The sequence below is a fragment of the Dellaglioa algida DSM 15638 genome, from assembly GCF_001434695.1.
In the GTDB taxonomy this organism is placed as follows: domain Bacteria; phylum Bacillota; class Bacilli; order Lactobacillales; family Lactobacillaceae; genus Dellaglioa; species Dellaglioa algida.
The window spans coordinates 211,508-234,839 of record NZ_AZDI01000002.1; the positions used below are offsets into that span (position 1 = coordinate 211,508).

22 protein-coding genes and 1 other annotated feature are annotated in these 23,332 nt (G+C 35.6%); of the genes, 15 read left to right on the forward strand and 7 right to left on the reverse strand.

The features are described 5' to 3' along the window. Positions 1 to 9: 9 nt before the first annotated feature. From FC66_RS02715 to FC66_RS02735, 5 genes are all read right to left on the reverse strand, one after another. On the reverse strand, positions 10 to 300 hold the full coding sequence (locus FC66_RS02715) for a hypothetical protein (RefSeq protein WP_057973837.1): 291 nt from the start codon (positions 298 to 300) through the stop codon (positions 10 to 12). After that, positions 293 to 616 carry a DUF2089 family protein gene (locus tag FC66_RS02720; RefSeq protein ID WP_083478939.1) on the reverse strand — a complete coding sequence of 108 codons (324 nt, stop codon included), beginning with the start codon at positions 614 to 616 and terminating at the stop codon, positions 293 to 295. Before FC66_RS02720 ends, FC66_RS02715 begins: the two co-directional genes overlap by 8 nt. 449 nt (positions 617 to 1,065) lie before the next feature. Further along, positions 1,066 to 1,539, reverse strand: a complete 474-nt coding sequence (locus FC66_RS02725) for a universal stress protein (RefSeq protein WP_057973839.1) — start codon at positions 1,537 to 1,539, stop codon at positions 1,066 to 1,068. Positions 1,540 to 1,622: 83 nt separating this feature from the next. Continuing rightward, the gene (locus FC66_RS02730; RefSeq protein WP_057973840.1) at positions 1,623 to 1,907 is read right to left on the reverse strand and encodes a hypothetical protein; all 285 of its coding nucleotides are present in this window, start codon (positions 1,905 to 1,907) and stop codon (positions 1,623 to 1,625) included. Positions 1,908 to 2,234: 327 nt separating this feature from the next. Further along, entirely contained in the window at positions 2,235 to 3,506 is a 1,272-nt protein-coding gene (locus tag FC66_RS02735; protein WP_057973841.1) for a replication-associated recombination protein A, read from the reverse strand. 142 nt (positions 3,507 to 3,648) lie between these two features. On the opposite strand from FC66_RS02735, the gene gshAB reads away from it, so the two are divergent. Beyond that, on the forward strand, positions 3,649 to 5,913 hold the full coding sequence (gene gshAB, locus FC66_RS02740) for a bifunctional glutamate--cysteine ligase GshA/glutathione synthetase GshB (protein WP_057973842.1): 2,265 nt from the start codon (positions 3,649 to 3,651) through the stop codon (positions 5,911 to 5,913). Positions 5,914 to 5,959: 46 nt separating this feature from the next. Here the strand turns inward: gshAB and FC66_RS02745 are convergent, their stop codons facing one another. Beyond that, the gene (locus FC66_RS02745; protein ID WP_057973843.1) at positions 5,960 to 6,406 is read right to left on the reverse strand and encodes a YueI family protein; all 447 of its coding nucleotides are present in this window, start codon (positions 6,404 to 6,406) and stop codon (positions 5,960 to 5,962) included. Between the two features lie 69 nt (positions 6,407 to 6,475). Here FC66_RS02745 and FC66_RS02750 point away from each other — a divergent pair, with 69 nt between their 5' ends. After that, the gene (locus FC66_RS02750) at positions 6,476 to 7,093 is read left to right on the forward strand and encodes a DUF1054 family protein (protein ID WP_057973844.1); all 618 of its coding nucleotides are present in this window, start codon (positions 6,476 to 6,478) and stop codon (positions 7,091 to 7,093) included. A gap of 25 nt (positions 7,094 to 7,118) precedes the next feature. Here FC66_RS02750 and rpsD read toward each other — a convergent pair whose 3' ends face one another. Further along, positions 7,119 to 7,727 carry a 30S ribosomal protein S4 gene (gene rpsD, locus FC66_RS02755; protein WP_057973845.1) on the reverse strand — a complete coding sequence of 203 codons (609 nt, stop codon included), beginning with the start codon at positions 7,725 to 7,727 and terminating at the stop codon, positions 7,119 to 7,121. A gap of 372 nt (positions 7,728 to 8,099) precedes the next feature. Here rpsD and ezrA point away from each other — a divergent pair, with 372 nt between their 5' ends. The 13 genes from ezrA (at position 8,100) to FC66_RS02820 (ending at position 23,331) form a co-directional block, all read left to right on the forward strand. Next, positions 8,100 to 9,821, forward strand: a complete 1,722-nt coding sequence (gene ezrA, locus FC66_RS02760; RefSeq protein ID WP_057973846.1) for a septation ring formation regulator EzrA — start codon at positions 8,100 to 8,102, stop codon at positions 9,819 to 9,821. 148 nt (positions 9,822 to 9,969) lie between these two features. After that, positions 9,970 to 11,121, forward strand: coding sequence for a cysteine desulfurase family protein (locus FC66_RS02765; protein ID WP_057973847.1), 1,152 nt, complete (start codon positions 9,970 to 9,972; stop codon positions 11,119 to 11,121). A gap of 15 nt (positions 11,122 to 11,136) precedes the next feature. Then, on the forward strand, positions 11,137 to 12,354 hold the full coding sequence (gene thiI / locus FC66_RS02770) for a tRNA uracil 4-sulfurtransferase ThiI (RefSeq protein ID WP_057973848.1): 1,218 nt from the start codon (positions 11,137 to 11,139) through the stop codon (positions 12,352 to 12,354). Between the two features lie 114 nt (positions 12,355 to 12,468). Continuing rightward, positions 12,469 to 12,957 (forward strand): thiol peroxidase, encoded by a 489-nt coding sequence (gene tpx / locus FC66_RS02775; RefSeq protein WP_057973849.1) that lies wholly within the window; start codon positions 12,469 to 12,471, stop codon positions 12,955 to 12,957. A 309-nt stretch (positions 12,958 to 13,266) separates the two neighbouring features. Then, positions 13,267 to 15,912 (forward strand): valine--tRNA ligase, encoded by a 2,646-nt coding sequence (locus tag FC66_RS02780; protein ID WP_057973850.1) that lies wholly within the window; start codon positions 13,267 to 13,269, stop codon positions 15,910 to 15,912. A 73-nt stretch (positions 15,913 to 15,985) separates the two neighbouring features. Continuing rightward, a complete protein-coding gene (locus tag FC66_RS02785) occupies positions 15,986 to 17,296 on the forward strand; it encodes a bifunctional folylpolyglutamate synthase/dihydrofolate synthase (RefSeq protein WP_057973851.1) in 1,311 nt (436 codons plus the stop codon). Between the two features lie 52 nt (positions 17,297 to 17,348). Next, entirely contained in the window at positions 17,349 to 18,029 is a 681-nt protein-coding gene (radC, locus tag FC66_RS02790) for a RadC family protein (protein WP_057973852.1), read from the forward strand. Positions 18,030 to 18,237: 208 nt separating this feature from the next. Beyond that, a complete protein-coding gene (locus FC66_RS02795) occupies positions 18,238 to 19,242 on the forward strand; it encodes a rod shape-determining protein (protein WP_057973947.1) in 1,005 nt (334 codons plus the stop codon). A gap of 100 nt (positions 19,243 to 19,342) precedes the next feature. Next, positions 19,343 to 20,194, forward strand: a complete 852-nt coding sequence (mreC, locus tag FC66_RS02800; RefSeq protein ID WP_057973853.1) for a rod shape-determining protein MreC — start codon at positions 19,343 to 19,345, stop codon at positions 20,192 to 20,194. A gap of 13 nt (positions 20,195 to 20,207) precedes the next feature. Next, positions 20,208 to 20,729, forward strand: a complete 522-nt coding sequence (mreD, locus tag FC66_RS02805; RefSeq protein WP_057973854.1) for a rod shape-determining protein MreD — start codon at positions 20,208 to 20,210, stop codon at positions 20,727 to 20,729. Between the two features lie 19 nt (positions 20,730 to 20,748). Next, a complete protein-coding gene (locus FC66_RS02810) occupies positions 20,749 to 21,420 on the forward strand; it encodes a septum site-determining protein MinC (RefSeq protein ID WP_057973855.1) in 672 nt (223 codons plus the stop codon). Positions 21,421 to 21,422: 2 nt separating this feature from the next. Continuing rightward, positions 21,423 to 22,226 (forward strand): septum site-determining protein MinD, encoded by an 804-nt coding sequence (gene minD / locus FC66_RS02815; protein WP_057973856.1) that lies wholly within the window; start codon positions 21,423 to 21,425, stop codon positions 22,224 to 22,226. Between the two features lie 44 nt (positions 22,227 to 22,270). Continuing rightward, positions 22,271 to 22,508: a binding site (T-box leader), on the forward strand. 166 nt (positions 22,509 to 22,674) lie between these two features. Further along, positions 22,675 to 23,331, forward strand: a complete 657-nt coding sequence (locus tag FC66_RS02820) for an amino acid ABC transporter permease (protein WP_057973857.1) — start codon at positions 22,675 to 22,677, stop codon at positions 23,329 to 23,331. Position 23,332: the final 1 nt, after the last annotated feature.

A 23,332-nucleotide genomic window follows, 5' to 3' on the forward strand; every position in this document is an offset into this window, starting at 1 on the left:
TTATTTTGCCTATTTTTGACTCAAATCGTTACTCAACATTTTATTTTTTTCTTTTAAAGTTCTTTTAGTATATCGGTCATGACCTTGACCCCAAAAGACTAACAAAACAAGAATTCCAATAGCCGCCATTATGTAATCTCTAAAGATTATGTGTTCACTCTTAACCATTATCAAAACGATACTAATTGTACCTAACAATGGTATTATCCCACCAAGCCAAAAATATTTTGTATTTGCCAAACCGTATGTCTCAATCAGAATTAAAAGCATTATTATTGCAAAAAATGTTAACTCAGTCATTTTTTTCTCCTTCATGGAATTCTATAATTTTTTTTGCAGCGCTATAACTAATTTGGTCATCCGTTACAAGACGCATAAGATTCACTATGAATGGTTCACTATCTTTCTCATCAATTATTCCAATTTTAGTTATAACTTCATTGAGTCTATTCCGTACTGTGGGGTAGGAGACTGAATATTCTTTTGCTACTTGCTTCAATGATCCGGACGATAGCGTAAAACGCTTAATAAAATTCATATCTTCATTCGTCATATTCTCGTACCATGTATTAATAATAATTCCCACCTTTTTATTGTTTAGACATAATGATAACATAATTTAATAATATGTAAACATTATTAAATATTTTATTGATATATTATTAAATTATATTAATTTTTTACTAGTGGTTCTAAGTTATTTTTAATCGAATATTACGTCTGAGGAGTATTTACTTGTTATTTTTTACTGATTAACATACTTGGAAGTTGAGTATTAACTCAAAATAAGGCGTTCATTATGTTACAAAATCTGATTATTTCGCTTATTGCACCTGTTACTACAGTATAGTAATTTCACCGCTAGATTATTTGTTAAATAGTTAAAATGATTAGTAATCAGGTGTTAGTGATCCATGCGTATAAGTAACGGGATAAACCAAACAAAAAAACTACACCCAGTTGGGGCGTAGTTTTTTATCATAAACCTAATTATTTTATTGTTAAGTTCGTTTAATTTTGTTAGATATCAATCGTTGGTAATTTTTAAAGAATTGATAAATGTTTTTACTTTTTAAGAGCGGGTGTATTGCTTAAATCAGTTCTAACAACTAAAACATCTGAAGTTGCTACTCGAGTTACGTACTCCGTAACTGATCCAATTAATAAACGTTCAACCGTATTTAAACCGGTAGCACCAATCACGATTAAATCAATATCTAAATTGATTGGAACATTTTTGGCAATCACAACTTTAGGAGAGCCATATTCAATTGAAAAATCGACATTTTTAAGACCAGCTGATTTTGCTTGTTCAATATACTTATTTAATGTTTCTTTTGCTGTATCACTAACTTGTTCAACCATTGACGTATCAAAACTTGAGATATTTTGGAATGCTCGAGTATCAATAACGTGTAAAAGATGAAGTGTAGAATCCTCGCCATTTCTTAAAGCCACTTGTACAGCTTTTTCAAATGCTAATTTTGCTTCATCCGAACCATCTACAGGAACTAAAATATTTTTATATTGTTGTAACATGGTCATCCACCTCTTTCTTTTGTATACCTTCATTTTACGACAAATTTGATGAAAATAGAAGTAAAAACGGTTACAAAGTTAGCTTAATGCATAAAAAATGATAAAACAATGGTTAAGGCACCAACCGTGAGACAGGATAAGGCAACGAAAATGCCGTAAAATATGGGGATGAAGACAATAATTGAAATTAATCCAATTAGACCTTCAACGCCGATAATTACCCCAAAAATAATTAACGTTATACTCAGCGCGGGGTTTGTTTCAGGTTTAAAAATCATAAAATTTTTGCCACGGTGAGAGAATAAATAGTAACCGATCGTTAAAAGTAACAATGCAAGAACGGCTAACAGTATTCGGATTATAATCATAAAATCTCCTTTATTATTAACATAAAAAAAGCCTGAACAAACAAAGTTTGTCCAGGCCATCAAAGCAAAAGCTTTGGAAAATCCGCGTAGTGCCGTTAATCATCTTCGTGAGTTGAGCCCGCAATAAAGCAGGTGGCATCGACTGTACTAACCTCTAACTACCAAGTGAAATGGCTTGAAATTAATTAGCCTATTAAGTCAACGCCTAGATATAATTATTTGTTCGGTCAACATTCTAATAAGATAACGCGTACACTTCAGAACTTCATCCTTAATATAGCACAGACATCTTAAACGTGCAACAATTATGATGTAAGCGTGAACAGGTCATTTTTTTGATGGATGTAATTTACCGTATTGTTCTTTAAGTGCCTGTTCATAACGCCCATTGCTTTTTGGTTCATAGTAGTCTGCATTTTTTAGTTTATCTGGTAGATATTGTTGACTAACCCAGTCATTTGGGTAGTCGTGAGGAAATTTGTATCCGATACCACGACCTAAATCCTCTGCGCCTTTGTAGTGGGAGTCTTTCAGGTAAGCAGGAATTTCACCAAATCCACCTTTTTCAATATCAGCAATTGCATTATTGATAGCGACGTTAGCTGAATTGGATTTGGGTGATAGACAAAGATCGATTACTGCATTTGATAATGGAATTTTTGCTTCTGGGAATCCAATTTTTTCTGCTGCTTGAACAGCCGTTACAGTTCGGGCACATGCGGCAGGACTACTTAAACCAATATCTTCATAGGCCATTGTAATCAAGCGTCTTGCAATCGTAGGTAGGTCACCAGCCAGGATTAAACGTCCTAAGTAATGAAGAGCGGCGTTAACATCTGAACCCCGTACTGATTTTTGAAAAGCTGAAATAACATCATAATGTGCATCGCCATCTTTATCATGTGTGAGTGCTTTTTTCTGTAAGCACTCCTCGATGATTGTTAACGTTAAAAAGATAACCCCAGAATCATCAGCGGGTGTTGATTTAGCGGCTAACTCGAGAGCATTTAACGAACTACGTAAATCGCCATTAGTCGCTCGAGCTAAATGTAATCGGGCGTTAGACTCCAAATCAATATCGAGCTCGCCGAGACCAACTTTTTTATCAGTCAATGCACGGTCAATTGCAATTTCAATATCTTGTTCGTCCAAAGGTTTTACTTCAAAAATTTGAGTTCGACTTCTGATGGCCGGGTTAATTGTAATGTAAGGATTCTCAGTTGTAGCACCAATTAAAATAATTCGACCACTTTCTAAGTGTGGTAACAAGAAATCTTGTTTTGGTTTTGTTAGTCGATGAATTTCATCTAAAAGTAAAATAACAGTACCGCTCATTTTGGCTTCTTCTGCCACGACTTCAAGATCTTTTTTTGAATCTGTTGCCGCATTTAATTTACGAAATGCATATTGAGTTGATCCGGCAATAGCACTGGCAATACTCGTTTTACCAGTACCAGGGGGTCCATACAGGATCATGGAAGAAAGTAGTTTGGCGTCGACCATACGTCTAATGATTTTACCGGGTCCAACAAGATGCTGTTGACCGACAACTTCTTCAATTTTTGTTGGTCGCATTCTAAATGCAAGTGGTTGTAACATGAATGATGACTCCTTTCGCGTTAATTACTAAGGAATAGTATAGCATAGTAGCATGAGTTTAATTGCCAAAATGTATCGTAAATAAGAGGGTTAAATGCCAATATTTGGTATACTGTAGAAGGAAACTGAAAGGGATGATGATATGGAATTAGACGCAATTGGATTAAAAATACAAGAAGAAGAATTGGGACCATTGCTCAGGCGGTCACTAATTGGTTTGGAGAGAGAATCACAGAGGGTTATGAATACGGGTATTTTGAGTTCCACGGACCATCCTCAATCATTAGGTGACAGACTGAAGCATAATTATATAAAAACGGACTTTGGTGAATCACAAATGGAATTTATTACGCCACCAATTGAAGGCGCTGATAACGTTGTGAACTACTTAGACGCTATTCAACAAGTTGCGACCCAAAATTTACCGGATAATGAACAATTTTGGACACTAAGTTCGCTTCCTGAATTACCGGATGATGAGTCTAAAATTAGGGTCGCTCACCCAGACGAAAAAGGTTTTCTATATAGAAACAAATTAATAAAGAAATATGGTAAAAAAAGACAACTTTTCACGTCTGTACATCTTAACTTTAGTCTTTCAGAAAAGTTAATTCAGGCGTTATTCACATCTGAGTTCCATAATTATTTTGATTCGTATATAGAATTTCATAATTTTATCTATTTAAAAATTGGTCGTAAACTCGTACAAAACAGGTGGTTGCTAACTTACTTGTTTGGGGCAACGCCAATCTATAATAGCAACGATAATAGTATTAACGATCCCGTTAGAAGTGTTAGGAATAGTGAACTTGGTTATACCAATATAGACGATTCTATTCAAGCATCTTATCAATCTATCGAGACCTACGTTACGTCATTGAAAAAAATGGTTCAAGAGGGAAAACTGTTATCATTTTCTGAATTCTATGGGGACGTTCAATTTAAGTCAATCGACAAAAATGAGGATTCCTTGATTTCAAATGGTATCAATTATTTTGAATTGAGTGGATTAGATGTTGATCCATTTTCACGCGTAGGTATTAAGGGTGAGACGATTAAATTTATCCAATTACTGTCAGCTTATTTTCTAATGACGCCTGATTTGGCGGAAGACGAAGTTGACCTGACCTTACTTAAAGCAAAACAGCTTAATGACAAGGTTGCGATGGAGGACCCTAGGACTAAGTCAGTTACTAAAAATGCCGGGATAAAGTTATTAGATGAATTAATTCTATTTAATAATAATTTCTATTTGGATGATGAATTAAAAGACGAGTTGGTCAGTTATAAAGAGCAGTTTGAACAACCTGAATTAAGTTTAAGTGCAAGAATCAATGATCAAGTGATTAATCAATCGCTGGTTAATTTTGCAATGAACCAAGCGAATTTAAATAAACGCTTCTATCAATCACAATTAAATTCGCTAACTGGATTCAATAATTACTCAAGTAATACGCAGCTTATTTTGGCTGGATTATTAAAAAAAGGATTACGCTTTGACCTCGTTGATGATGACGGTGATGTTATCAGAATTAACGGACATTTATTGCAACATGGGACAATTTCAGATTTAGACTCAAGTATATTAAATCAAATTGTACATGACAAACAAACGCTGAAAAAAGTACTGGGACAGATTGATATCAAGGTTCCCAGCGGAATTAGCGTACGTAGTCTAGACGAGGCAATGGATTATTATCCTGACATTGTCGGTAAGGCGTTAGTTGTTAAGCCTAGGTTCGTTAAAAGCAGCCAAGTGACGCACATCTTCCGAGTGGCACCAACGCTAAATGAATATAGAGAAGCAATTAAACGAAATTTACTGGTAGACACTCAAGTTTTAATTGAGCAAATTGTTGTTGGTTCAGTTTATCGGTTTATGATGGTTGATGGGCGTGTGCAAGGAGTTGTTGAAAGGTTGCCCGTCAGTGTAGTTGGTGATGGTCGACAAACGTTAGCAGAATTAATTGCGCAAAAAAATGCGAAAATAGGTCGATCTAGTCGGGGCCCTTGGCACCAACTTAATTTGCTAGAAGTTGAGAGGCAAACGTTGGAAACACAGGGCATAATTGAAACGACTATTATTCCAAGAGGATCTGAAGCCATTATTCGATACGATAATAATTTTAATGCTGGGGCTAGCCAGAACGAAGTTAGTGGGCAAATGGACGATTCCTACGTTTCATTAATAGAGGACTATGCCAAACGATTAAAAATAATGATTGGAGCATTTGATGTGGTAATACCCAATTTGTATATACCATATGATGCGAAACATGCGGATTCATTGATCGTTCTTTCAGTTGAAACAAGTCCGGATTTAGCGATTAATTCATTTCCAAATTTTGGAGATAAACAAGTTATCGCCGATAGAATTATAGAACTTCTACAAAAAAATAAGAACTAAACCTAACGCTTAATAGATAATGGCGTTAAGTTTAGTTCTCACTGGCTTAGTCAAATAGATTTTCAAAAAACGATTTTTTACTTTGTTGTGGTTCACTTTTAACGATTGGATACTTCTCATTGATTGCAATAACAGGTTCATTTATTGCCGTTTTTTCAGTTGCAACAACCAAGCCCATAATCTCAGCACCTGCTGGATCTTCACTATTTGATGTTAATGTAAAATTAACATTGTGCTGATGAGCTAGTGTGATATAAGGTGCCAGTGAATCTTGATCAATCATACCGTTTAGTAAGACGCGGTAGTCCGGATGAGCTACTAATTCTTTTTCGAATCCAGTCATATTATCGGCAGCCGTCACCTCGTCAATTGTCATTGCTAAACTGACCCGTTCTCTGAATGTACCTAAGTATTTTCTTTGTTCGTCTGGATGAAGCTGTGGGACCCCATACAATCCAGATTGAAGATGCGGGTCTATATTATTATCAGTCATTGTTGTTACCACCTTCTATATAAGTTATGTTTTTAGCATACCATGTTTGGTACAAAAGGAGAGAATGAAATGTTTATTAAAGACGATTTCTTGATTTTTAAAGATCAGACCTTAGATGGTCGATTGGAAAAGATTAAAGCAATTATTGATCCAAAATTTGAAACAATGGGTACCGAGCTAATACCGTTTTTAAACAAACAGTTAGATAGTGAAATGTATTTGCATATTGCAAAACACGCACGAAGATCGAAAAATCCGCCACCCGATACTTGGATGGCTTTTAGTGGGAACAAGCGTGGTTATAAAATGATGCCTCATTTCGAGATTGGGTACTGGGATGATCGGTTATTCATCTGGTTATCAGCACTCGCAGATATTAAAGATAAAAGCGCGTATGGAAATAATGTCGTTGAATCAGTTAAAATGATTCAAGAATTAGATAGTTCATTTGTTCGATCAGTGGATCATACAAACAAAGAAGCGACAGTTGCAGCAAATATGATTACGCAAGCTGATGGTCAAAAGTGGAGTCAGGTACAGACCAGGGAATTATTGATAGGTCAAAACTTAGACGTAACGGATAAGTTTTTTGAGTTGGATAAAGACGAACAACTTAATTATTTAAGGCAAACGCTGATACCATTAATTGAAATATATAAAATTTGGACAAAAAAAACATCTCATTAAAAATGAGATGTTTTTTATTTTGAAATTATAATTTGTTGTAGTATTCAACGATAAGTGATTCGTCAATATCTGCTTCAAGTTCTTCACGTTCTGGTAAACGAGTTAATGAACCCTCTAATTTATCAGCATCAAATTGTACAAATTGTGGGCGACCAACTAATGCTTCCATTGAGTCTTTAACAATTTGTAAAGATTTTGATTTTTCACGTAATGAGATTACTTGACCAATTTCAACAGCGTATGAAGGGATATCAACACGGTTGCCATCAACAGTAATATGACCATGGTTTACCAATTGACGAGCTTGACGACGAGTAGAAGCCAAACCTAAACGATAAACAACGTTGTCTAAACGACCTTCAAGTAAGAGCATGAAGTTAACACCATGCTTACCTTCGCGAATTGTACCAGCTTTAATAAATAAGTTAGCAAATTGACGTTCTGATAAACCGTACATCATACGAAGTTTTTGTTTTTCTCGTAATTGTAAACCATATTCTGATAATTTACGGCGATTGTTTTGACCATGATCACCGGGTGCATAAGGACGACGAGCTAATTCTTTACCAGTACCTGTTAAAGAAAGACCTAATCGACGTGAAACTTTCCAACTTGGGCCAGTATAACGTGACATATATAAATTCCTCCAATATTTGTTTTGGAGTAAAATAATCCTTTGTGAGCTTAGTATTCGTGCAGTTTGTTTTGCAATGTTCACCTTTGCAGCTGAAAGGGTACTAATTGAACCAAGAAAATTGGGCAACAAACTGTTGACGAGCTTACCGCTCACCGCTGCATTATTTTACACAAGATTCATCATACTGTCTTTAGAGACTAATGTCAATCTGTATTCATGTTTGTTTACATGCCAAATCAATTTTCTTTCCATAATATTATAGAAAGCTAGTGAACGCTTTAAAGGTCTATGATATAATGATTAGAAGCATAAAATTTGAATGTGAATAATTGGATATAAATTTTAGTAAGCTAAAGGCGGGATTAGGATATGACACAGATTTTTGTTGGAATAATAGTAGTAGCCATTATTATCTATGCAACGGCGTTTTTTCTTCAGAAGCGTAATGAAAAAAAATTCGAAACATTTCGTAACCAAGTAGAGGTTATTTTTAATTCTGAAGTTGAAGAACAACTTCGATTAACGAAAGATTTGGGACTGACCGGAGAGAGTCTAAAAACTTTCTCAGCGTTAGAATCAGATTTTAAAGAAGTAAAAAATGCAAAACTACCTAAAATTACAATACAAATCGATGAAGCTTATGAAGCAAATGCGAAATATCAATTTCTTTCTAATCGCCAATTGACAGCAGAAATTGAAGTTAAATTAATTTCAATTAATAAGACGCTTGAAGGTATTAAAAAGGCTTTGGTATCTTTGAAGAAAAGTGATGAGAGTAATCATCAGGCAGTTGACTCGCTTGAAAAAAAATATCAAGATTTACGTAAAACGTTATTATCAAAAAACTTTTCTTATGGACCTAGTATCGATAAGTTAGAGGATAAATTAACGGGTCTTGAAGACGATTTTGATCGTTTTTCAACGTTGACTTCCGCTGGTGATCACGATACGGCGGAAAAAGTTTTGGGTAACTTGAGAGAAGACACGGCATCGCTTGAAAAAATTCTTGAAGAAATCCCACCATTATATAAGAGCTTAAAAAATGAATTTCCTGATCAACTTGCAGAACTACAATCAGGTTACATGAAATTAATTGATGAAAATTATAATTTTCCAATTGCTGATGAGATTCCTAAACAAATTGATGAGTTACAGACGGGTGTCGATAAAGCATTAGCTGAATTGGAAACGTTAGAAGTTGCCACAACCAGCGTTGAGGTTAACGATATTGCTAACCAAATTGACTATTTATATGATGTCATGGAAAAGGAACTAACTGCAAAAGATAAATTGGAGAAACAAGAGACTAGTTACCGTAAATTTATCGACCACGCTGAAAAGCAAAGTCAGATGCTTTTGGTAGAATTAGACAGACTAGGTCAAAATTATGAATTAGACCATAACGAATTAGAGGATGCGCAAAAGTTAGGTCGAGAGATTGCAACCATCAATTCACAATATGATATTGATAAGGCCGCCATCGAATCGGGTGACGCAATCTATAGTGAGGTAGAAGATCGCGTTGAACAAAATTCTAAGTCGTTAGAAAATATCGAACTGGAACAACAAAAAATTAATCATAGTATTCAGGATTTACGAAGTGATGAGAAAAAGGCTAGCGCAACAATTCAAAGATTTGATATTGAGTTACATCAAATTAAGCGTCAAGTTGAGCAAGTTAATCTTCCTGGATTGCCAAATGATTACTTGGACTTTTTTTATGTTGTTAGCGATGAAATTGAAGCAGTTGAAGTAGCCATCGGAAAGTTAAAAATTAACATTGAAAAAATTACTAAACAAATTATTGATATTGAAGCAGATCTTGAAAAATTACAAGACAAAACGCATGATTTGATTGATAGTGCATCATTGTCAGAGAGCTTATTGCAATATGCGAATAGATTTAGAAATTCGAATGAAGAGATTGCAATCGCATTCGGTAAGGCACAACAATTATTTAATAATGATTTTAATTATGCGGCTAGTTTAGAAACAATTGCGACGGCTTTAGATAAAGTTGAACCTGGGTCGTATAAGAAGATTGAAAAACAATACTATGATAATATAGACGACGACTTTGAAATTGAATAGTAATCATTAAAGTGGGGGCTAGAACAAAAAATTGTTCAGTCGCCACTTTTATATTTAATAAAGAAACACCAGGGATGAATTAAAAGTGTTAATCTGATACGAAGTATATTATAATGAGAAAAGTATTTTTCAGAAAAGAAGGTAGCTAATGATTTATTTTGATAATAGCGCAACAACAAAAATTGCGCCCGAAGTTTTAGATACTTACAATAAAGTTAGCGAACAGGTTTGGGGTAACCCATCTAGCCTGAACAATTTGGGCGAAGTAGCTCATAATTTATTGGAACAATCTCGACAACAAATTGCAAGTTTACTAAACGTACTTGAGGATGAAATTTTATTTACCGGAAGCGGTACTGAGGGGGATAACTGGGTAATTAAAGGAACGGCTATGGCAAAGATGAGTCATGGTAAACATTTAATTACGACAACAGTTGAACATCCCGCTGTCATGAATACGATGGCTCAACTAGAGCAGCTTGGATTTGAAGTGACCTATCTACCCGTTGATGATGAGGGCAGAATTAATGTTGAAGATTTAAAGGCTGCTTTAAGGTCTGATACGATTCTGGTTTCCGTTATGGCAGTTAATAATGAAATTGGAACGGTTCAACCTTTAGTTGAGATAGGCAATGTTCTAAAAGACTATCCGACCGTTCATTTTCACGTTGACGCTGTTCAAGCTATTGGTAAAGGCGTGCAAGAAGCTTTTATGAGTGATCGAGTTGACTTTGTAACTTTTTCTGGTCATAAATTTCACGCGCCACGTGGAGTTGGGTTTATTTACAGCAAGCGAGGTCGCCATATTGAGCCACTTCTTACGGGTGGTGGACAAGAGCACAACTTACGTAGTGGAACTGAAAATGTACCCGCAATCGCAGGTATGTCCAAAGCATTACGTTTACTATTAGAGAACGAAACGGAAATGGTTACAAAACAAAAAACCGTTAAAGAAGTCGTCTTTAATCATATTAACGAGTTTGGCAAGATAACTACTTTTTCAAAAATGCAGTCAAATTTTGCACCGCATATTTTATGTTTTGCCATCGAAGGTGTCCGTGGTGAATCAATTGTTCACGCATTTGAGAGTGAAGGGATTTATATTTCAACGACGAGTGCTTGTTCATCGAAGAAAAACCAGGCGTCTGGTACCTTACTCGCAATGAATGTCCCAGAGGCACTTGCAAAATCTGCTGTTCGAATTAGTTTTGATGAAAATAATACATTGGAAGAAGCAAAAGAATTTAATCGCGTTTTTGATATTTTGTATCATAAATTTGAAAAAATTAATTCTAAATAACGAAAGGATGTCGACATGCAATACACAGAAATAATGGTTCGTTACGGCGAATTATCAACAAAAGGAAAAAATAAGAGGAACTTTATTGATCGTTTAGGAACTAATGTGCGTAATAGTTTACGTGGTTTTGATGACTTAGTTGTTAAAGCTAACCGTGATCGTATGCATATTAATTTAAATGGTGATGATAGCGAACTAGTCATGCAACGTTTATCTCAGGTTTTTGGTATTCAAAACTTTTCACCCGCAATTCGTGTTGAACAAGATTTGGATGCAGTAAAAGAAACAGCTGTTGCAATGGTTAGCGAACAGTTTGTTAAAGGAACAACTTTTAAAGTTAATACACGCCGTTCAGATCATGATTTTGAATTAGATACAAATGAAATGAATGATGAATTGGGTGGCTGGATTTTAGATCATGTCCCCGGTATTACCGTTAAAATGAAACAACCAGATATTATTTTGCGTGTTGAGGTCCGTGCTAATGGTATTTTCTTGTCATCTGAAACGCGCCAAGGTGCCGGTGGATTACCTGTTGGGACTGCTGGTAAAGGGATGCTCATGTTATCAGGTGGTATTGATTCGCCAGTTGCAGGTTATCTTGGTATGAAGCGTGGTGTTTCAATGGAAATGGTTCATTTCTTTAGCCCACCTTATACAAGCGAACAAGCCCTAGCTAAGGCAAAAGAGTTAACAGTTAAATTGACACCTTATGTTGGTACGATTCAATTTATTGAGGTGCCATTTACCGAAATTCAAGAACAAATTAAACATGATGTTCCGGAACCATACTTGATGACCATTACACGTCGTTTCATGTTACGTTTAACTGAGAAAATTGCTGAATTACGTGGCGGATTGGCTATCTTTAATGGTGAGTCATTAGGCCAAGTGGCTTCTCAAACACTTGAAAGTATGGTCGCAATTAACGACGTTACAACGATGCCTATCATTCGTCCAGTTGTTTCAATGGATAAAAATGAAATCATTGATGTTGCTAAGAAGATTGACACATTCGATCTTTCAATTAAACCTTTTGAAGATTGTTGTACTATTTTTGCGCCACCAGCACCTAAAACTAAACCTCGTTTAGACCGTTCAAGAGAATTTGAAGCTCGTTTAGATATTGATGGTTTAATAGAACGTGCTTTAGCGGGTGTTAAAGTGACAAAAATTCATATTGGTGAAGAGTACTTAAATGAAAATAGTAGTCTGTTTGCAGAATTACTCTAAAGGTCACTTTAAGATTAGAAACTAGTTTCTAATCTTTTTTTGCGTAATCAAATAAGTCGCTTCGTGACTCAAAATTGCGTAGAATGGTAGTTATAGAAGAAAGGGTGGTCAATTATGAAAGTAACTCGTCATGGTAATGAAATGGATACAGTAGGTGAAGCACCAAAAGTAGGAGATATTTTCCCAACAGTTATTGCTTACGATGAAGATGATCAAGCAGTAACGTTACCAAAGAATACCGGGAAAAAACTTTTATTAAGTGTTGTCCCAAGTATTAATACGCGCGTTTGTAGTATAGAAACAAAACGGTTTAACATGGAAGCTGACAATTTTAAAGAGGTTGAATTTATTACGGTCTCAGATGATTCAAAAGAAGACCAAAAGAATTGGTGTGCTGCTGAGGGCGTAACTAATTTACAATTACTTCATGCAGATAAGGGTGATTTTGCTGAAATTACTGGGTTAGATGTCCCAGAATTCGGTCATATGGCAAGAATGGTTTTTATTTTAGATGAAACTGGACGTGTTGTATATGAGGAATTAGTTACAGAAATTTCGAGTGAACCCGATTACGCCAAACTTCTTAACGAACTAAAAAAATAAGATATTGACGGTTTTTAGAATAAACGCTAAAATATGACTACAGACGAAGAACGAGAACACCAGTCATTTCAGAGATAAAATGCTAGGCTGAAACATTTTAATCAGACACTATGGTGGTAGCTCGGGAGTTGTTATTCTGAAATTAAGTAGGAGTAACCGGACATTATGGTTCGTTAAAAAAAGTAATTAAGAGGGGTTAAAACCCAATTTAGGTGGTACCACGGCGCTGTCGTCCTAAAACAGAAATGTTTTTTGATGACGGTGTTTTTTTATGCCTAAAATAAAATTAATGAACGAAAAGGAGAATTCATGACAAAAGAAGTTGAACTATCAACAAAATATGATCCAAGTCAGGTTGAACCTGGCCGTTATGAAGAATGGTTGAAAAAAGATTTATTTAAACCAAATGCCAATCCGGAAGCAAAACCGTACTCAATTGTTATTCCACCACCAAATGTAACGGGTAAGCTGCATTTAGGACATGCTTGGGATACGACGTTACAAGATATCTTAATCAGACAAAAAAGAATGCAAGGTTTTGATACGCTTTGGTTACCGGGGATGGATCACGCGGGAATTGCGACGCAAGCCAAAGTTGAAGCTAAATTAGCTGAGCAAGGCGTAACACGTTATGATTTAGGCCGCGAAAAATTTGTGGAACAAGTTTGGGATTGGAAAGACGAATACGCTGATGTCATCCATAAACAATGGGCAAAAATGGGTCTATCTTTAGATTACAGTCGCGAACGATTCACTTTAGATGATGGATTATCTGACGCCGTAAAGAAAGTATTTGTTAATTTATATAATAAAGGCTTAATTTATCGTGGTGAGTACATTATTAATTGGGATCCTAAGGCAAGAACTGCTTTATCAGATATTGAAGTTATCCATCAAGATGACGAAGGCGCATTTTATCATGTTAAATACCCATTTGCCGATGGCTCAGGATTTATTGAAATTGCGACAACTCGTCCTGAAACAATGATGGGAGATGTTGCGGTAGCCGTTCATCCTGATGATGATCGTTACAAAGACATCGTTGGTAAAAAAGTTATTCTACCACTCGTTAACAAGGAAATTCCAATTATCACGGATCATTATGTTGATATGGGATTTGGTACAGGGATGGTTAAAATAACACCAGCGCATGATCCTAATGATTTCGAAGTCGGTAACCGTCATGATTTACCTCGTATTAATACAATGAATGAAGACGCAACAATGAACGAAAATGCCGGCAAATATGTTGGGATGGATCGTTTTGAAGCACGCAAGGCGATTGTTAAAGATCTTGAAGCAGAAGATTTAATGATCAAGATTGATCCAATTACACATAGTGTTGGTCATTCTGAAAGAACCGGTGTTCAAGTTGAAGCGCGCTTATCAACACAATGGTTTGTTAAGATGAAGCCACTTGCTGAAGAAGCTTTGAAATTCCAACAAGGTGAAGATAAAGTTGGATTCGTACCAGAACGCTTTGAAAATACCTTTACACAATGGATGGAGAATGTTCATGATTGGGTTATCTCACGTCAATTATGGTGGGGTCATCAAATCCCAGCTTGGTACCATAAGGAAACTGGCGAAATGTACGTTGGAGAAGTTGCACCAACGGATATTGAAAACTGGGAACAAGACAATGATGTCTTAGATACTTGGTTCTCAAGTGCTCTATGGCCTTTCTCAACAATGGGCTGGCCAAATACGGATGCCCCTGATTATAAACGTTATTTCCCAACAAATACACTTGTTACGGGATATGATATTATCTTCTTCTGGGTATCACGCATGATTTTCCAAAGTCTAGAATTTACCGATGAACGTCCATTTGAACATGTTTTAATTCACGGATTAATTCGTGATGAAAGTGGTCGTAAAATGAGTAAATCACTTGGGAACGGAATTGACCCAATGGACGTTATTGAAAAATATGGCGCTGATGCACTTCGTTGGTTCTTATCAAATGGTTCCGCACCAGGACAAGATGTCCGTTTTAGTTACACTAAAATGGATGCTTCATGGAACTTTATCAATAAGATTTGGAACGCTAGTCGTTTTGTAATTATGAACTTAGATGGTGTTGATAAGATTGAATTACCAGCTAAGTCAGAATGGCAACTTGTTGATAAGTGGATACTTAGTCGTTTAAATACGACTGTTTCTGAAGTTACACGATTATTTGATACTTTTGAATTTGGTGAAGCTGGCCGTGCGCTATATAATTTCATCTGGAATGATTTCTGTGATTGGTATATTGAAATGAGTAAAGAAAATCTTAACGGTGATAACCAAGCTATTAAGCAAAATACACAACAAATTTTAGCTTATGTCTTAGATCAAACGTTAAAACTACTTCACCCAATCATGCCATTTGTTACTGAAGAGTTATGGCTAACGATGCCTCATGAAGGAGAATCAATTGTTGTAGCTGATTATCCCGTTGTCCACTCAGAATTTGAAGATGAACAATCCGTTACTGACATGAATAATTTAATTGAATTGATTCGTGCCGTTAGAAATAATCGTGCGGAAGTTAATGCACCCATGTCTAGTGCGGTCGATTTATTGATTAAAACAACGGATGATAAAACAAAGGTTATTTTCGAGAATAATCAAGAATTTATCCAACGCTTCTGTCATCCTAAAGAGCTTCAAATCAGCCCAGATGTTATTGCGCCTAAACTTGCAATGACGTCTGTGATAACAGGGGCAGAGATTTATATGCCACTTGCGGAATTAATTGATTTGAACGACGAAATTGCTCGCCTTGAAAAAGAAGTTAAAAAACTTGATGGTGAAGTAATGCGTGGAACTAAGAAGCTTGGCAATGAAAAATTTGTTGCTAGCGCTCCAGAAGCAGTTGTGACAAAAGAAAAAGAAAAACTAGCTGATTACCAAATTAAATTAGCTGCAACTAGGGACAGGATTTCTGATTTAAAAGCAGAAGCTTAACCTAACAATATAGAGGTATTTCGGGTACAATAACCTGAGATACTTCTATTTTTTTAGAAAGTGGGACTGGAAATTGATCACAAATTATGAAGAAGCAATTGCATTTATTCATGGCAGAACACAATTTAAAAAAAGCCCATCTTTGGGGAGAATGAAATCGTTGATGCAACGATTGGATAATCCGCAAGATAATATAACCATGATTCATGTCGCGGGAACGAATGGAAAGGGATCAACAGTCGCCTTTTTGCGTGAATTATTCATTGCGCAGGGACTAAGTGTAGGGACGTACACATCACCTTTTATTGTGAAATTTAATGAACGTATCTCGTTAAATGGACGGATGATTGATGATGACGCTTTATTGAGTTTAGTTAATATTGTAAAGCCAACTATTGACCAAATGGATATCGAATTAGCTGATTTGGAAGGTGGGCCAACTGAATTTGAGATTATCACGGCAATGATGTTTGTTTACTTTGGTGTGAGTCATCCAGTAGACATTGTAGTTGTTGAAACCGGGTTAGGTGGAAAATACGATTCAACTAATATTATTGACCCCATTCTTTCAGTTATAACAACGATTGGATTAGATCATATGAAAATTTTGGGTGATACGATTGAAAAAATTGCCCAACAGAAGGCGGGCATTATTAAACATAATCGTCCGCTTGTCGTTGGTAATGTCACTGATGCCGTCTTTCAGGTTATTACCGAAGAAGCTGAAAAGAAAAATAGCCATATAGCTCGGTTAGGCTTTGATTTTAAAGTGAAATCTGAAGGCGTTAAATCATCTTGGGCAGAAGTTCTAACATATCATTCAAAAGAACTGACAATAAAGCAACTTACAGTTCCTTTGTTGGGAATGTTTCAAGATGAGAATGCAGCAACGGCAATTGCTGCATTTGAGCAAGTCGCCAGTATTCAAGGTTGGGCACCTAATATGAAACTAATTAGACAAGGGATTAATGCAACAACGTGGCCGGGACGTTTTGAAAAAGTAAATGATGAACCACTAGTTGTTTTGGATGGTGCACATAACGTTGCGGCAATAGATAGGATTGTTCAGTTATTACGGACGCGTTTTCAAGATAAAGAGATAACAATTATCTTTTCGGTATTGGCTGATAAACAAGGTGAGCAGATGCTTAAAAAATTAGTAACGGTACCTAATGCGCATATTATTTTGACACAATTTGCGGGTCCAAGAAAAGTAAGTCAATTAAATGATTTTGACATCACGCAATTTAAAAATGTATCGTTTCAAGATAATTGGAAAACTGCATTAGTCCAAAGTGTTCATTCAATGTCGACTGACGATTTATTGCTTGTGACAGGTTCACTTTATTTTATTTCAGAAGTTCGTCGTTATTTTATCGAATAATAATTTTATCACGTAAATTTATCGTATTTAGTTAGAAATAGGAGGAATTGAGATGTCACTTATTTCTAACTGCCCAAATGAGTATTTATTAAACCAAATTAAAAAGTATCAATGTGATAATTTGACGGATAGAGAATTACTAACGGTTATATTTAGTTTATTATTAACGAAGTCTACCGATATTGACCGGGCAATCACTTATTTTTCTTCGCGTTACCAATCACTTGGACAACTTAAAAAAGCGTGTTTAACTGATTATCATCTATTATTAGGTGAGAAAAATGAAGCGTCGGCGTTACAATTACAGGCCATAATTACACTTGGTGCACGGGTTAACAGCGAACCACATTTCATTTGTGGCCAAATTTGCTCAAGTCATGACGCCGGGGAAAGAATGGTCGCGGAGTTGAGCGGATTGAATCAAGAATATTTAATTGGGTTATTTTTGGATACTAAGAATCAGATTGTGAAGCAAGAAACGCTATTTATTGGAACCTTAAATTCTGCGACAGTTCATCCAAGGGATGTTTTTGCGGTTGCATTGAAGTATGGTGCGGCTAAGATAATATTAGTTCATAATCATCCAAGTGGAGACGTTACGCCTTCCAAAAATGATATTATATTTTCTAAACGAGTTGAAAAGTGTGGAATCCTTATGGGTATCGAATTATTGGACCATATTATTTCAGGTAATACCAACTATCTTAGTATGAAAGAAGAGAGCGTCCTTTGAATATCAAGGGCGCTCTCTTGTTCTATGAAAATAGATATGATAGACTTAATAACGTTATGGGTTCAGGTTTAAATCACTTATAACTAATTTAAGATAATCTTAATAAAATTTAGCAAATATTGAATGAAATCTCACTTTTGATTATGATATAATATGAAGACTACGAATAAAAGCGCCTAGAAGGCTGACGATGAAGGGAAGAAAGACTGTGTTTGGATTTGGAACAAAGAATATTGGAATTGATTTAGGAACAGCTAATACAATCGTGTATGTTGAAGGAAAAGGTATCGTTTTACGTGAACCTTCAGTCGTCGCTAAAAATGTTAAAACGGATGAAATTGTTTCTGTTGGAGAAGATGCTCGTGCAATGATCGGCCGTACACCAAGTAGCATTGTGGCCATTCGCCCAATGAAAGACGGGGTAATTGCTGATTATGACACAACAGTTGCTATGATGAAATATTACATTCAAAAAGCTTTAGGTAAATCTGCGGGTAAACCTTACGTGATGGTTTGTGTACCAAGTGGTGTTACAGAAGTTGAAAAACGTGCCGTTATCGATGCAACTCGTGTTGCTGGTGCGCGTGACGCCTACGTTATCGAAGAACCTTTTGCCGCAGCAGTTGGTGCTGGATTACCAGTTATGGATCCAACAGGTAGCATGGTTGTTGATATCGGTGGTGGTACAACTGATGTTGCTACTATTTCTTTAGGTGGTATTGTTTCAAGTCGTTCTATTAGAATGGCTGGCGATAAATTAGACGATTCAATTGTGTCATATATTCGTCAAAACTTTAACTTATTGATTGGTGAAAGAACTGCCGAACAATTAAAAATGGATATTGCATCTGCCTCAGTTGAGGAAGCTGCTTCAATTGCCGATGCAACTGTTAGAGGGCGTGATTTAATTACGGGTCTTCCTAAGACGGTTACGATTAAAGCAACTGATATCGCAGTTGCCATTCAAGAATCTATTACTGAAATTATTACAGCTATCAAAGAAACTTTGGAAGAAACTTCTCCAGAAATTGCTGCTGATGTAATTGATCATGGTATCGTCTTAACCGGTGGTGGCGCATTATTGAAGAATTTATCAGAAGTTATTTCAGAAGTAACAAAAGTTCCAGTCTTTATCGCAAATGATCCGCTTGACTGTGTTGCAATTGGTACAGGTGAATCATTGAAGAGTATTGACGTAATGAAGAAAAGATAGTTTTAAAAATCACATAAGCTAGAAAATAAAGAGGTTGGAGGTTATTCATCCAACCTCTTAATTTTTTAGTTAATCATAAGGTAAGTGGAGGATAGCGAACATGCAAAAATTTTTTTCAAATAGAAGACTAATAATCATTTTAATTGCCATTATTGTGAGCTTTAGTTTAATTTCATTTTCAGTTTCCGTTAGAAATAAAAAATCAACACCGCCGCTAATTCAAGAATTTGGCAATGATGTTGTTGGTCTATTTGATAGAGCAGTTAGTTATCCTGCAAATGGCTTAAAAAGTTCAGTTGTTGGCATATCTGATCTTTTAAATACATACCAAGAAAATCAGAAATTAAAAAAACAAGTTGATAAATTAGCACAGGTTCAAGTTGAATCGGATACTGTCAAAAATGAAAATAAACAATTAAAAAAAGAATTGAAGTTAAACAGTACATTGACTGATTATACGTCGATAAATGCTTCAGTCTTAACGCGGCTACCTTCGGGTTGGTTAAACCAACTTGTTATTAGCAAGGGTAGTGCATCAGGTGTTAAAAAGAATGCACCAGTAATGGCTGGCTCTGGATTGATTGGTCGAGTGATTGAGGTTAATAAAACCAATAGTAAGGTTGAATTAATATCAACTACAAATGATTCTGCTAATCGATTTGCCGTGCAGGTAACTAATTCTGATGGTGACATTGTTAACGGATTAATCACTGGTTATGATAAGACAGATAATTTATTAATTATGGGTCAAATTACTTCCAAAAAATCCTTGAAAAAGGGTGATGCAGTTGTGACCTCTGGTCTTGGTGGTACAACACCGAAAGGCTTAAATATTGGAGATGTATCTAAGATTGAAAAGGGTGATTACGGCCTTGCATCTAAAATATATATTAAACCTGCGGCAGATCTGAGCGATTTGACAGTAGTCACAATTGCTCAGACTCTAAATTAGAAGGTGAAAATAAATGAAAAATAAAAATAAGCGGTACCTTTTTCCGGCGGGAATGATTATTTCTTTCTTTTTGGATGGTACAATACAATTTATTTTTACACCACAATTACAATCGCAAACAACCATTATGGTTAGCCATCTGTTATTGCTATGGTTAATAATGGGTATCTTTTATTCAGATAATAAACACCTTGAACTATGGGCATTTGGGATTGGATTAGCCTTTGATAGTTACTACACTGGCATTCTAGGTGTCTATATGATTCTATTACCGCTAATTGTTTACTTGACTAAAATTGCCTATCAATATTTTGAACCGTCATTTTTCGTTTTATTACTTATTTATTTTATTGATTTAACGGTTTTAGAGGTCTCATACTATGCGATTAATGAGATGATAGGATTTGCTAATGAATCTGTAACGACGTTTATTAGTACATCATTTGGACCAACGTTAGCATTTAATTTAGTGTTATTCGTGATTTTGTACTATCCAATATCAAAATTAATGGAATCAGTGAATCGATATAATTAAGACTTAGGGGTGAATGTAAATGCAGAGTGTTATTTTAAAAGGATATAAGGATGGTTACGAAATTATCCTTAAGCAGGACTTTGGTCTCGATAAGATTTTAGTTGAGCTTAGAGAATTATTTGATAATTTGAGTGCTGAAAAGAAAAATGCCGACGATACAGTAATTTCGTTTGACATTAAAACAGAAAATCGATTATTTACGGCAGAAGAAAAGCAAAAAATCGAGAAAATTATTTCTGAGTACCATAATTTTAAAGTGCATAAAATTGAATCGGAAGTAATGACCATAGAAGACGCTAATATTTTAAAAGAAAATGACAATGTGCATCTTTCCTATCGAACAATTAGAAGTGGTCAAATAGTTGATTTAAAAGGTGACGTTTTATTTCTAGGTAAACTACACCAGGGTGGACAGTTACGGGCTACCGGTAATATTTTTGTTATGGGCGAGGTCCAAGGCGTCATCCATGCGGGATTTGAAAACGATACAGACAGTATTATTGTTGGTAATGTATCGGCGGCCTCGCAAGTTCGAATTGGTGAATTAGTTGATATTATTGATGATGAGAAAGTCACGAATAGTCAAGATACTGTTATTTATGTTAATGATTTACATATCATTGATTATGGTAACCGAGACGAATTGAAATCACTTCGACCAAAATTATTTAATCAAGCAGGAGGATATTAGAGATGGGAAAAGCAATCGTTGTAACATCTGGTAAGGGTGGGGTTGGTAAAACAACTTCATCTGCAAATATTGGAACTGCATTAGCACTTCTTGAGAAAAAAGTTGTATTAATGGATTTGGATATTGGTTTACGAAATTTGGACGTTGTTTTAGGTCTTGATAATCGTATTTTATTTGATATCGTGGATGTGGCAGAAGGCCGTGCTCGTTTGCACCAAGCCTTAATTAAAGATAAACGATTTAATGAATACTTGTACTTGTTACCAGCTGCACAGAATACGGATAAATCTGCATTGGTTCCTGAACAAGTTAAGGCTATCGTTGATGAGTTAAAAGAAGAATTTGATTATGTAATTATTGATTGTCCTGCTGGTATTGAACAAGGATTTATGAATGCTATTGCAGGAGCAGATATGGCAATTATTGTAACAACACCTGAAATTTCGGCAGTACGTGATGCAGATCGTGTAGTTGGTTTGTTAGAACAAAATCCACTACTTCAACAACCTAAATTAATCATCAACCGTATTCGTCGTCAAATGATGGAAGATGGCCAATCAATGGACGTTGACGAAATCACACGTCATTTATCGATTGATTTATTAGGTATTATTGTTGATGATGATGCCGTAATTAGTACATCCAATCATGGGGAACCCATCGTTTTGGATTCAAAAAATCCAGCCGGTTTGGGTTACCGCAATATAGCACGTCGATTGCTTGGTGAAACAGTGCCACTTATGACAATTAAACAACCACAAAAAGGGTTCTGGAAAAAAGTAGGATCATGGTTTAAAAAGGACTAATCCTTGACATTGTTAAGACCTATGTGCTAAATTATTATCAATTAAGAAAAACGTTGAACAGAAGATTAAGTCTTGGATAAACTTTTAAAGAGAGTATCGGTTGCTGCAAAGATACAAGTCTCCAAGTCTGAAACACATCTGCGAGTTGGGTTCCTCAACTAGTTTACTAGGGAATCCCGGGATAAGCCCGTTACAGCTGTAGTTTAATAAACTCGTTGAGATTAAATTCGTGAGAATTTAATGAAGCTTGAGGTGGTACCGCAACTTTTTGTTGCCCTCTATAGTCAATTTTTGACTATAGAGTTTTTTTATACCCATTTTTATTTATCTGCATAAGATATTTTTCGTGAGGAAAATATAAATTTGAGGTGGAACCACGGGTATCGTCCTCTTGAGTCAAATTTGGCTTGAGGGGATTTTTTTATTTAATTTAAAAGGAGATCATTTAATGACTTACATATTAGAAATTTTGCCATCGCTACTAGATGGTGCTAAGTTAACGTTAGAAATATTTTTTTGGACGATTATTGGTTCAATTCCACTCGGACTACTAGTTGGCCTAGGATTAATTTCAAAAATAAAACCAATCAAATATTTTTTAAATTTTTATGTTTGGTTAATGCGTGGCACACCATTACTGCTACAATTAATTTTTGTATTTTATGGACTTCCTACATTACAACAGTTCCATATTCATATCGTATTTGGTCGTTATGATGCTGCACTTTTTGCCTTTATTTTAAATTACGGTGCCTATTTTGCTGAAATATTCAGAGGAGGGTTACAATCCATCCCTAAGGGCCAATACGAAAGTGCAAAGGTACTACGTCTGTCATATTGGCAAACAATTCGAACAATTGTTATTCCACAAGTGTTTAAAATTGTGTTGCCATCAATTGGAAACGAAATTATTAATTTAGTTAAGGACTCAAGTTTGGTCTACGTTATTGGTTTGGGTGATTTATTACGCGCTGGAAATGTTGCAACGAGTCGAGATGTGACGCTTGTGCCACTGCTAATGGTTGGCGCAATTTATCTGCTATTGACCGCGATATTTACACTTATTTTAAAGAAAATTGAAAAACATTACAGTTACTACAAATAAG

Bases quoted from the DNA above. Each gene is read 5' to 3' on its own strand.
- mreC (WP_057973853.1), top strand. From the start codon at position 19,343: ATGCAAAAATTTTTTTCAAATAGAAGACTAATAATCATTTTAATTGCC.
- FC66_RS02725 (WP_057973839.1), bottom strand. From the start codon at position 1,539: ATGTTACAACAATATAAAAATATTTTAGTTCCTGTAGATGGTTCGGAT.
- minD (WP_057973856.1), top strand. From the start codon at position 21,423: ATGGGAAAAGCAATCGTTGTAACATCTGGTAAGGGTGGGGTTGGTAAA.
- ezrA (WP_057973846.1), top strand. From the start codon at position 8,100: ATGACACAGATTTTTGTTGGAATAATAGTAGTAGCCATTATTATCTAT.
- thiI (WP_057973848.1), top strand. From the start codon at position 11,137: ATGCAATACACAGAAATAATGGTTCGTTACGGCGAATTATCAACAAAA.
- FC66_RS02820 (WP_057973857.1), top strand. From the start codon at position 22,675: ATGACTTACATATTAGAAATTTTGCCATCGCTACTAGATGGTGCTAAG.
- FC66_RS02780 (WP_057973850.1), top strand. From the start codon at position 13,267: ATGACAAAAGAAGTTGAACTATCAACAAAATATGATCCAAGTCAGGTT.
- FC66_RS02715 (WP_057973837.1), bottom strand. From the start codon at position 300: ATGACTGAGTTAACATTTTTTGCAATAATAATGCTTTTAATTCTGATT.
- FC66_RS02720 (WP_083478939.1), bottom strand. From the start codon at position 616: ATGTTATCATTATGTCTAAACAATAAAAAGGTGGGAATTATTATTAAT.
- FC66_RS02735 (WP_057973841.1), bottom strand. From the start codon at position 3,506: ATGTTACAACCACTTGCATTTAGAATGCGACCAACAAAAATTGAAGAA.
- FC66_RS02810 (WP_057973855.1), top strand. From the start codon at position 20,749: ATGCAGAGTGTTATTTTAAAAGGATATAAGGATGGTTACGAAATTATC.
- FC66_RS02765 (WP_057973847.1), top strand. From the start codon at position 9,970: ATGATTTATTTTGATAATAGCGCAACAACAAAAATTGCGCCCGAAGTT.
- rpsD (WP_057973845.1), bottom strand. From the start codon at position 7,727: ATGTCACGTTATACTGGCCCAAGTTGGAAAGTTTCACGTCGATTAGGT.
- mreD (WP_057973854.1), top strand. From the start codon at position 20,208: ATGAAAAATAAAAATAAGCGGTACCTTTTTCCGGCGGGAATGATTATT.
- gshAB (WP_057973842.1), top strand. From the start codon at position 3,649: ATGGAATTAGACGCAATTGGATTAAAAATACAAGAAGAAGAATTGGGA.
- tpx (WP_057973849.1), top strand. From the start codon at position 12,469: ATGAAAGTAACTCGTCATGGTAATGAAATGGATACAGTAGGTGAAGCA.
- FC66_RS02750 (WP_057973844.1), top strand. From the start codon at position 6,476: ATGTTTATTAAAGACGATTTCTTGATTTTTAAAGATCAGACCTTAGAT.
- FC66_RS02730 (WP_057973840.1), bottom strand. From the start codon at position 1,907: ATGATTATAATCCGAATACTGTTAGCCGTTCTTGCATTGTTACTTTTA.
- FC66_RS02745 (WP_057973843.1), bottom strand. From the start codon at position 6,406: ATGACTGATAATAATATAGACCCGCATCTTCAATCTGGATTGTATGGG.
- radC (WP_057973852.1), top strand. From the start codon at position 17,349: ATGTCACTTATTTCTAACTGCCCAAATGAGTATTTATTAAACCAAATT.